Source organism: Clostridium sp. UBA2485 (genome assembly GCF_002341865.1).
GTDB lineage: Bacteria > Bacillota > Clostridia > Clostridiales > Clostridiaceae > Clostridium_J.
Map to the genome: position 1 here is coordinate 16,468 of NZ_DDOV01000050.1, position 10,552 is coordinate 27,019.

The following is a 10,552-nucleotide window of genomic DNA, read 5'->3' on the forward strand; positions in this document are numbered from 1 at the left end:
TTATTATGCCTCAGTATTACTATTTCTAAGGTATAAATTTATCAATTTATTAATTTTCTATCTCTATTAAACTTATAGCAGTATATTACCCCTGCTACCCATATTAATATACCTATTATACTTACTAACTGAGCCATCCTTATGCTACCTAGCATTAAACTATCTGTTCTAAGACCTTCTATAAAAAGTCTTGCTACAGAATATAAACCTATGTAGCTAAAGAATACAACACCTTTTTTTGAAACTTTTTTTAACATATATAAAAGTAGTAAGCACACTAATACATTCCATATACTTTCATATAAAAATGTAGGATGATAATATGTTCCCTTTATTAACATACCCTTTTGTATAAATTGAGGAAATTTACTAATAAAAGCTTCTGTTACAGGACCACCATGGGCTTCTTGATTAAAGAAATTTCCCCATCTTCCTATTCCTTGAGCTAATATTATGCATGGTGCAGCCATATCCATAATATCGAAAAAATTAATTTTCTTTTTATTGCAATATATAGCAACTACAATAATTGCTGCTATTATACCTCCATGTATGGCTAAGCCACCTTTTCTTATATTAAAGATACTCATTAAATTATCTCTATATTGATTAAATTCAAAAATAACATAATAAAGTCTTGCTCCAACTATAGCAATCGGAAAAGTTATTAAAAACACAGTTAGCATATCATCATAATTTATATTAACTAATTTACAAGTATATTGAGCTAAAAGTAATGCTGCTACAACTCCAAGAGCTATACAAATTCCATACCATGCTATATCAATACCAAATAAACTAAATGCAACTGGATCCATTAACCTCATCCCCTTTCTTTTTTATTCTTTAATCTATTATACATAGTCTAATCTAAATTAACTATATATTTTTTAGAACTCACCATTTTTATACATGTTTATAAGCTCTTCAATTTTAGGGCTACATCTTCTTCCCTTGCATCCACCACTACCTGAACCTACAATCTTATTTACCTCTTCTACTGTGGTAGCTCCACCTTTTATTGCTTCTTTTATTTTTGATCTTGGTATTGCCTTGCATATACATACTTTTGTCATTTTATCTAATACCATTTTCTTTTTTTCTTCATCGCTAACAAATTTATTACTATCTGTCATCTATTATCTCTCCTTTTCTTTTTAAAAAAATTTTGTAGTAGCATGCTACAGTTTTCTTCATAAGTCCACTTCACATCTACCCAATGATTTAGAAAATCATTTTGCACTATATTCATTACAGAACCACAGGCTCCACTTCTCTCATCAAAAGTTCCTATATAAAGTTTAGATAATCTACTTTGAACTATAGCACCTGCACACATAGGACATGGTTCTAATGTAACATACATACTACATCCACTAAGTCTCCATGAATCTAACACTCTTGAAGCTTCCTTTATAGCAAGAATCTCTGCATGGCAGGTTGGATCATTTAATCTTTCCTTTAGGTTATGCGCTCTTGCAATTATTTTATTATCTTTCACAATAACTGCACCTACAGGTATTTCTTCTAACTCTAAAGCTTTTTTTGCTTCTATTATAGCTTCATTCATAAAGTTATCTTCCATAGTTTCTCCTTAACTTATTATATATTTTGGTCTAAATTCTTTAAAATTATAGCTTATAACTTTATCATATATAAAATAAAAAGCTTAGTAAAGGAAAACTTTACCAAGCTTTGGTGCGCACGAGAGGAGTCGAACCTCCGACCTACCCCTTAGGAGGGGGTTGCTCTATCCTACTGAGCTACGGGCGCAAATATTCTAATTACATTATAATTATTTTTTACCGTTAATGTCAAGATTTCTTTATAATACATATGAAAATTATCTTTTATAAGCTAATTTTCATATGTAAAATTTACTTACTAACAAAAAATATATAAATCTTATAATGAATTTAAGTCTAGTTATAGATATCTATTGCAATAATTCTATAATATATAATTTTTCAGACAAATAAATGATTTATTGCAGATTTTTATTCAGCTTTATGTTAAAATACAAGTGTATGACACTAGATTATAGGGGTGATTATTAATGAAGAAAATTCATATAACTGAGACAGTTCTAAGGGATGCAAACCAATCATTAATTGCAACAAGACTTCCTTTTAACGAGTTTGCACCTATACTTAAAGACTTAGATAATGCAGGATATTATTCACTTGAGTGTTGGGGAGGGGCTACCTTTGACTCTTGCTTAAGATATTTAAATGAAGATCCATGGGAAAGATTAAAGAAAATAAAAAGCATAGTAAAGAAAACTCCTCTACAAATGCTTTTAAGAGGACAAAACATATTAGGGTATAAACACTATCCTGATGATGTTGTAAGAGAATTTATAAAAATGTCTGTTTATCATGGAATGGATATAATTAGAATTTTCGATGCTTTAAACGATTTCTCTAACATTGAAGTAGCTATGGATGAAACTATTAAGCAAGGTGCACATGCACAAGGTACTATAGTTTATACAGTAAGCCCTATACATGACGTTAAAAACTATACAAATTTAGCTAAACAATTAGAAAACATGGGAGCTCACTCTATCTGTATTAAAGATATGGCTGGCCTTATAATGCCTGATATAGCTTATGATTTAGTTAAAAGTATAAAATCAGAAGTTAAAATACCAGTATTCCTACACTCTCATTGCACAAATGGATTAGCTGAAATGTCTTATTATAAAGCTGCTGAAGCAGGAGTTGATGGTATAGATACTGCTATATCTTCATTCTCAAGTGGTACATCACAACCACCGACTGAAACTATGCATCAAGCATTAACTTCTGCTGGATTTAATACAAATTTAAGCATAGATAAATTAACTTATATAAATAATTTCTTTAAACCAATAAGAGCTGAAGTATTAAAATCAGGACTACTTGACCCTAAAGTTTTAACTCCTCAACCAGAGGGATTAACAAACCAAATACCTGGTGGTATGCTATCTAATATGATTTCTCAGCTTAAATCTCAAAACTCCATAGATAAATTAGATTTAGTTCTAGCAGAAGTTCCAAGAGTAAGGGAAGATTTAGGTTTCCCACCACTTGTTACTCCTATGAGTCAAATGGTTGGTACTCAAGCAACGGTTAACGTATTAACTGGTGAAAGATATAAAATGGTACTTAAAGAGGTTAAAGCTTACTGTAAAGGAGAATATGGTAAAGCACCTGGCAAAATAAATGAAGAAGTAATGAAAAAAGCTTTAGGTGATGATGAAACAATAAAAGAAAGATTTGCTGATAGTCTAGAGCCTGCTTTTGAAAAGACTAAAGAAATACTTAAAGATAAAATTTCAACAAATGAGGATGTATTATCATATCTTGCATTTCCTCAGATTGCTGAAGAATTCTTTAAAAATAGGGCTTCTAAACCTTCAAATGAAGATTTGAGAGTGCAAACTAAAAGTGAAGTAATTTAAGAAAAAAGGTATTGATACTTTAAAGTGTCAATACCTTTTTAAATTATCAATTTATACTATTACTAGTTAATTATTTTCACTACATTATAAGATAAAATTTAGCATATACTATAACATATTATTGAAGTTATTTTATTTATAAATTAAATATAATTTAATTATATTGTAAAGTAAGAATTAAATTGTAAAAACCAGTTACTTTCAGTAACTTTTTAATATTTTGACAATTTAAATTATTCTGTTATTAATTTATAATTAATAGTGTACTAATTATTTTAAAAGGGGGATTTATCATGGACTTTTTACTTGAGATAGTAAAACTAATAAAGGAAGTTTTATGGGACTACATTTTATTATTTTTACTATGTGGAACAGGAATTTTTCTTAGTTTCAAGCTAAAATTTGTCCAAGTAAGAAAATTTGGAGAAGGTTTTAGAAGAATTTTTGGAGGATTGAACTTAAAAGGTAAAAAAGCTGACAAAGACGGTATGAGTTCTTTCCAAGCAGTATCTACAGCAATTGCAGCACAGGTAGGAACAGGGAACCTAGCTGGAGCTGCTACTGCAATAGCCTCTGGTGGCCCTGGCGCAATATTTTGGATGTGGCTAAGTGCATTCTTAGGCATGGCTACAATATATGCAGAAGCAATACTATCACAGCTCTTTAAAACAAGAGTTGATGGTGAGGTTACAGGAGGTCCTGCTTATTATATTAAAAATGGATTGAAAAATAAAAAAATAGCTAAATTTTTAGCGGGATTCTTTGCAATCTCCTGTATATTAGCTTTAGGATTTATGGGGAATATAGTACAATCAAATTCTATCTCTCAAGCATTTAATAATGCCTTTGGACTTCCAACATTTATTACTGGCATAATTGTTGCATTACTTGGGGGATTTGTATTCTTTGGAGGAATGGGACGTATAGCTTCCGTTACAGAAAAGGTTGTTCCTTTAATGGCTGGCTTATATATTTTAGCTTCTTTAATAATTATAATATTGAATGCAAATCAAATTATACCTGCTTTAAGCTCAATAATTGTAGGTGCATTTAATCCTCAAGCAGTTGCTGGTGGGGTTATAGGAATAACAATTAGACAATCAATAAGATATGGTGTTGCCAGAGGATTATTTTCTAATGAAGCTGGTATGGGTTCTACTCCTCATGCTCATGCTGTTGCAAATGTTAAACATCCAGGAGAACAGGGTTCTGTAGCTATCATAAGCGTTTTTATTGATACTTTCGTAATCTTAACTTTAACTGCATTAGTTATATTAACTAGTGGTGCATTAGAATCTGGAGAAACAGCTATTGCATTAACTCAAAGAGCTTTTGAGTTATCACTAGGTTCATACGGTCAAGGATTTATAGCTATATGTTTATTATTCTTTGCTTTTTCAACAATTATAGGATGGTATTTCTTCGGAGAATCAAACATTAAATATTTATTTGGTAATAAAGGATTAACACCTTACAGAATTCTAGTTATGATCTTCGTATTTGTCGGTTCTCTTTTAAAAGTTGATTTAGTTTGGGAGCTTGCTGACGTTTTTAATGCCTTAATGGTTATGCCTAACTTAATAGCAGTGTTAGCTCTTAGTGGATTAGTTGTTAAAACTATGAATGATTATGAAAAATTTAGAGGTATCGATATAGATAAAACTAATAACTTTAAAAGTTAATTTTTCTATAAACCAGTAGAGATTTAAAATAACTATATATTTAGATATAACAAATTTATATTTACTATAGATGAAAAACTACTAGTAACTATTACTAGTGGTTTTTTGTTGTAAAATTATTGATTTACATATAATATGTTTATATAAGACGTATAGATATACCACTCCTAAATTTAATCTATCTCTGAGAATAATTAACACTTGTTGGTATAATTCCTAAAACTCTAAATTCAAAATTCACAGTTCACAGTTCACANNTTTAGAATTGATTAACCGTAGCAGCAAACAGGGTTCACTATATATTTTTGAATGAATATTAAACTATAAGACGTATTAAAAGAACTGGCGAACACTGTTCACCCCTACAATAAAACACTAGCAATTGTATTGCTAGCTAAAAAATCTATTAAAGAAATTATTTTGAACAAAAGTAATTTCCACCTTAATTGTGCATTTTGCATTGTGAATTGTGAATTAAAATACCATAGAGATATACATTAAGTTTTAAGGTAGTTATCTATATTTGAAAGAAAAACTGGTCAAAATTATAAATATATTGACTAGTTTTTTAAATATATAAATTAAATTTAGAGGTTGATGCTATGATAAAGTATTATGATAGAAGAAGTAAATCTTATGAGATAGAAAAAGTAGCAGGAGAAAATATGCTTAAATGGAGTTATGAATCTCCTATAGGTAAGGGCTTTTTAGAATTATTAGTTAAGCGTAAACTCTTTTCAAAATTCTATGGTCACTACTGTGATACAAAATTAAGTTCAAAAAAAATTAAAAGCTTTGTAAAAGGCTTTAATATGAATATGGATGAATATGAAAAATCTATTGATGAGTATACTTCATTTAATGATTTCTTTTATAGAAAATTAAAGCCTACAGCTAGAGAGATTAATAAAGATAAGAACATATTTATATCTCCTTCTGATAGTAGATTATTATCTATAGACAATATAGATGAAAATCATAGCTTTAAAGTTAAAGGCTTTGATTATTCTTTAAAGGAAATTTTAGGTTCTAAAGAACTGGCTGATAAATATAAAGGTGGAATATGTTTAATCTTCAGATTGTGCCCTACTGATTATCATAGATTTCACTTTATAGATAATGGAACCTGTTCATCTACTACCAAAATTAAAGGCAATTATTATTCTGTAAGTCCAATAGCTCTTGAAAAGGTTAGTAAGGTATTTACATCAAATAAGCGTGAATATAGTATACTACATAGTGAAAACTTTGGAGATTTATTATATCTAGAAGTCGGCGCTACTTGTGTAGGTGGCATAATTCAAACCTATAAAGAAAATTCTAAAGTTTATAAAGGTGATGAAAAAGGCTTTTTTAAATTTGGAGGATCTACTGTAATAATATTGGTAGAAAAGGATAAATTAAAGCTTGATGAGGATATTATATATCATAGTAAAAAAGATATTGAGGTAATAGTAAAAATGGGCGAAAAAATAGGAGTTAGAATTTAAGCTCAGGCATGTGAAGGGAAATAGCTAGTTAAAGGTGTATTTTGTGTCATACAAGGAGTCAGAACCTCATGATAGTTGGGCTATCATGAGGTTCTGACGACGTAGTATGGCTCAAAATAGACGAACATACTGACTAGCTATTTTTTTGAATATGCCTTATTCTAACTCCTTTTTTTATAATTTGAACTTTGATGTTATTTCAGTAAGTTTAATAGCACTATTCTTATTCTCAATAGATGCATTATTTATTTCTTCAATTTTATCTACTATATCCTCTGTTTTAGCTGAAATATTAAATACCCCTGAGGAACCTTCACTTAAAGTAGTAGATACATCCTCTATAGCTTTAACTATACCTTCTACATGTGAATTTAATCTTTGAGCCTCATCACTAAATTCAAGCATGAAGTTATTAAATACATCAGCATCTTTTGAGTATTGTTTACCTGTATCAATCATTCTCTCATAATCTCTGTTTATTTGCTTCTCCATAAATTCTATCATTTTTTCTGAGCTCTTAGAAAGATTTTCAACAGAACTATATACTGTTTTTACAACATTTTGTATATTGGACGCTGTTTTACCTGATTCTACTGCAAGCTTTCTTACTTCATCTGCAACTACAGCAAATCCTCTTCCTGCTTCTCCTGCTCTAGCTGCTTCTATTGCTGCATTTAACGCTAATAAATTAGTTTGTTCTGTAATTTTAAGTATAGCATTTGCAAGACTATGAATTTGATTAACTCCTTTAGATGCTTCTATTGCAACTTCTAATTCTTCTTTTACATCATTATATAAAGTTTGAGTTTCTTCCTTAGACTGTTTAGATATCTTTTCGATTTCTATTGCTCTTGTTACTATATCCTTAGTTAATTGTGAGCCATTTAAAGATTCTGAAGCAATATTATTTATACCTAATTTCATATTCTCTGAGGATGCAGACATTTCTTCAGATGTAGCTGCTGTTTCCTGTATTCCTGCAGACACCACTGAAGTTTCCATAGATGTTTCTTCTGCTTTTTCTCTTAGTATAGCTGTAGATTTTTCTACTATTTCTGCATTTTTATTTACCATTTCTTCTACATTTATAAGACTCTTAACTACATCTCTTAATGCACCTCTCATTTGAACAACGGATTTAGATATCTGTCCTATTTCGTCTTTACTAAATTTGCTATGATTAATATTATCTTCTGTTAAATCTAGTTTAGAAGTCTTTATTACTAGCTCTTTAGCTCTTATTATAGGCTTTATTAGGAACCTTGCTATTATAAATGCGAACACTAAGCATGCTATTATTACTATTAAAGCTATTAAAATTATAGTATTAGTCATAGCATTTACAGGTGCCATAATCTCTTCTGAGTAAGCTGATACTACTAAAGTCCAATTAGTTCTAGGTATTATTCCATAAGCAGATATCATTTCATCATTATAATCTACATATTCTAAAGCCCCTATATCAACTTTCATTCCTTTTTTAGCTTTATCAACAATTTCTTTAATTTCATCTATTTGAACTTCACTACCTAAAAGTTCAGGATTTTTATGATGTATATAATTTCCTGTTTCATCTAATAAAAAACTAAAACTTGAAGTAGTGGCATTAACATTTATATTTTTCAAATACTTAGCAAAGCTGTCTGTGTACACATATGAAGCTATGTATCCTACGCATTGGCCGTGATTATCATAATCTTGAACAGGATAAGTAAATACTATAATTGACCTATCGCTCTTTTCAGACTTCATAGTATTACTTATTACTTTAGCACCACCTGAGCTGCTTTCATGAAAAGAAGTTTCTTCTACGCTACTTCCAACAAACTCACTTTCACTATCTGCAATTATTTTTCCTGATAAGTCTATTAAAGATATTCTTTCCATCGCCAAATTATTTCCTATATAATCTTTAAAATACTTATTCATCTTCTTTGATAATGTAGTAATTTCTAATTGTACCTTAGGATCTGAAGAGTTTTTATTTACTAAAATATCACAACTATCTTTGGAACTAGCAAGTGATGCAACCTCCATGCTATACTTTTCAATCATTATACTTATCGTATCTATTGATTTATCCACTATTGATGACATTTCTTGTTTGCTTAAACTAGAAATAATGCTGCTAGCTTTATTATGAATAAAACTTCCTGTAACTATCATTGCAACAATTACTATACCACTAATAATCACTGATATTTTCATCCCTATAGATGACATAGTCATATTTTTAATTGATGAGAATTTAAAGTTTTTAAAATTTATCCTCTTTCTTTCAAATTTTACACCCTTTATTCCTTTATTTTTCCTCCTTAGTTTAATCTTACTGAGCTTTTCTTTAAGCTTTAAAGATTTTGCCCCTTTTTTACCCCCCATGTAAACAACCCCTTATTGCCCAAAATTTCATAATATTAGATTTATTATAGCATAATTTTATCATAAAACTTACAATTTTGAAGGTTTTAACAAAAAATTGCTATTTACTGATATTTATCGATAAATAATAGTTTATCTTTATTAATATAGAATTTATTTTATCAATTAATAGTTTCCACTGATTAAATGTATATTTTTCCCAGGAAATAATTAATTATAAATTGTATTATATTTTATATATGATTCTATGAATTATTGGAGGAAGTAAGTAAACTAAATAGTTTTATTAAAGATGTATTCATATATGTGATTCAAAGCATAAGTATTATAAATAATAGCTTTTGAAGTGAATTTTTCAATAACTATTTATTTTAAAATAATATAATCTTAATTAAATTCAATATAAAATAAAAAAAACTCAAGTCTTAATAGACTTGAGCTTTGGTGCGTCGGAGAAGATTCGAACTCCCGGCCAACTGGTTCGTAGCCAGCTACTCTATCCAACTGAGCTACCGACGCATATATGTTTAAAACATAATCATTATAACAATTTAACAGTAAAAAGTCAATAATAAATATCTCTACTATAAATTTAGTAGAGATATTTATTATATATTATATTATATTATATTATTATTTTATTGTATTATCCCATGCATTTGTAAATTTATCTAATCCATAATTTACAAATGGATGACTAAAGCTATCTTTGTATACATCAAAGCCACAAGTTACAATATGAGCACCTGCTTTTGCTGCATCTACTATTTGCTTTCCATTTCTAAGTGCAGCCACTATAACTTCTGTTTTTATATCAAAGTTTTTATATATATCAACTATATCTTTTATATATTGCTCACAATCTTCTCCATGAGTTTCTTTCCAACCAACAAAAGGTGATACAAAATATGCACCTATTCTACCTGCTTGTATTGCTTGAGATGGAGAGAATACTAAAGTAACATTAGTTTTTATTCCCTTTTGATTTAATTTATAAGCAGCAACAAGTCCTTGCTCTGTACATGGTATTTTTACAACAAAATTTTCGGAGAATGATGCTAACTTCTCTCCTTCTGCTATCATATCCTCAGCTTTATCAAGGTGTGGATTTATTTCAACTGATATTGGAAAGTCTTTTCCCTTAAATTCATTTGCTAATTCCTCTATAACAACATTAAATGGTTTTCCACTAGCTTGTATGTGTCTTGGATTTGTCGTAACACCATCTATGCCCCAATTTTCATACGCATATCTTATTTCATGTATTTTTGCACTATCTAAAAAATATTTCATTACATTTCCTCCTAAGAATATTTTTATTGTATGATTATTAATTATACAATAAAAATATAAAAAAATAAAATAAAGAACCTTTTATATTGTTTTATAAAAGATTCTTTATTTTGGCGGAGAAAGAGGGATTTGAACCCTCGCGCCGGTTACCCGACCTACGCCCTTAGCAGGGGCGCCTCTTCGGCCTCTTGAGTATTTCTCCACAATGATTATAATTTTCAATTAATTTTAGATAAAAAAAATGGCGGAGAGAGTGGGATTCG

At 29.3% G+C, this 10,552-nt stretch carries 8 protein-coding genes and 3 tRNA genes; 3 read left to right on the forward strand and 8 right to left on the reverse strand.

Annotation, left to right across the window (positions count from 1 at the left end):
- Window positions 1-41 precede the first annotated feature (41 nt).
- The 4 genes from lgt to B3603_RS10450 all read right to left on the reverse strand — a co-directional run bounded on the left by lgt (window position 42) and on the right by B3603_RS10450 (window position 1,773).
- Window positions 42-818 (reverse strand): prolipoprotein diacylglyceryl transferase, encoded by a 777-nt coding sequence (gene lgt, locus B3603_RS10435; RefSeq protein ID WP_291564318.1) that lies wholly within the window; start codon window positions 816-818, stop codon window positions 42-44.
- A gap of 72 nt (window positions 819-890) precedes the next feature.
- On the reverse strand, window positions 891-1,136 hold the full coding sequence (locus tag B3603_RS10440) for a (2Fe-2S)-binding protein (RefSeq protein WP_291564320.1): 246 nt from the start codon (window positions 1,134-1,136) through the stop codon (window positions 891-893).
- A complete protein-coding gene (locus B3603_RS10445) occupies window positions 1,133-1,585 on the reverse strand; it encodes a nucleoside deaminase (protein ID WP_291564323.1) in 453 nt (150 codons plus the stop codon). Before B3603_RS10445 ends, B3603_RS10440 begins: the two co-directional genes overlap by 4 nt.
- A 111-nt stretch (window positions 1,586-1,696) precedes the next feature.
- Window positions 1,697-1,773: transfer RNA gene (locus tag B3603_RS10450), tRNA-Arg, on the reverse strand.
- A gap of 283 nt (window positions 1,774-2,056) precedes the next feature.
- Here B3603_RS10450 and B3603_RS10455 point away from each other — a divergent pair.
- The 3 genes from B3603_RS10455 to B3603_RS10465 all read left to right on the forward strand — a co-directional run bounded on the left by B3603_RS10455 (window position 2,057) and on the right by B3603_RS10465 (window position 6,617).
- A complete protein-coding gene (locus tag B3603_RS10455; RefSeq protein WP_291564326.1) occupies window positions 2,057-3,445 on the forward strand; it encodes a pyruvate carboxylase subunit B in 1,389 nt (462 codons plus the stop codon).
- 293 nt (window positions 3,446-3,738) lie between these two features.
- The gene (locus tag B3603_RS10460; RefSeq protein ID WP_291564328.1) at window positions 3,739-5,127 is read left to right on the forward strand and encodes an alanine/glycine:cation symporter family protein; all 1,389 of its coding nucleotides are present in this window, start codon (window positions 3,739-3,741) and stop codon (window positions 5,125-5,127) included.
- Window positions 5,128-5,729: 602 nt separating this feature from the next.
- The gene (locus B3603_RS10465) at window positions 5,730-6,617 is read left to right on the forward strand and encodes a phosphatidylserine decarboxylase (RefSeq protein ID WP_291564331.1); all 888 of its coding nucleotides are present in this window, start codon (window positions 5,730-5,732) and stop codon (window positions 6,615-6,617) included.
- Window positions 6,618-6,791: 174 nt separating this feature from the next.
- Here B3603_RS10465 and B3603_RS10470 read toward each other — a convergent pair whose 3' ends face one another.
- The 4 genes from B3603_RS10470 to B3603_RS10485 all read right to left on the reverse strand — a co-directional run bounded on the left by B3603_RS10470 (window position 6,792) and on the right by B3603_RS10485 (window position 10,491).
- Window positions 6,792-8,996 carry a methyl-accepting chemotaxis protein gene (locus B3603_RS10470; protein ID WP_291564334.1) on the reverse strand — a complete coding sequence of 735 codons (2,205 nt, stop codon included), beginning with the start codon at window positions 8,994-8,996 and terminating at the stop codon, window positions 6,792-6,794.
- Between the two features lie 442 nt (window positions 8,997-9,438).
- Window positions 9,439-9,515: transfer RNA gene (locus tag B3603_RS10475), tRNA-Arg, on the reverse strand.
- Between the two features lie 114 nt (window positions 9,516-9,629).
- A complete protein-coding gene (locus B3603_RS10480; RefSeq protein ID WP_291564338.1) occupies window positions 9,630-10,289 on the reverse strand; it encodes a transaldolase family protein in 660 nt (219 codons plus the stop codon).
- A gap of 111 nt (window positions 10,290-10,400) precedes the next feature.
- Window positions 10,401-10,491, reverse strand: a tRNA-Ser gene (locus B3603_RS10485).
- Window positions 10,492-10,552 lie beyond the last annotated feature (61 nt).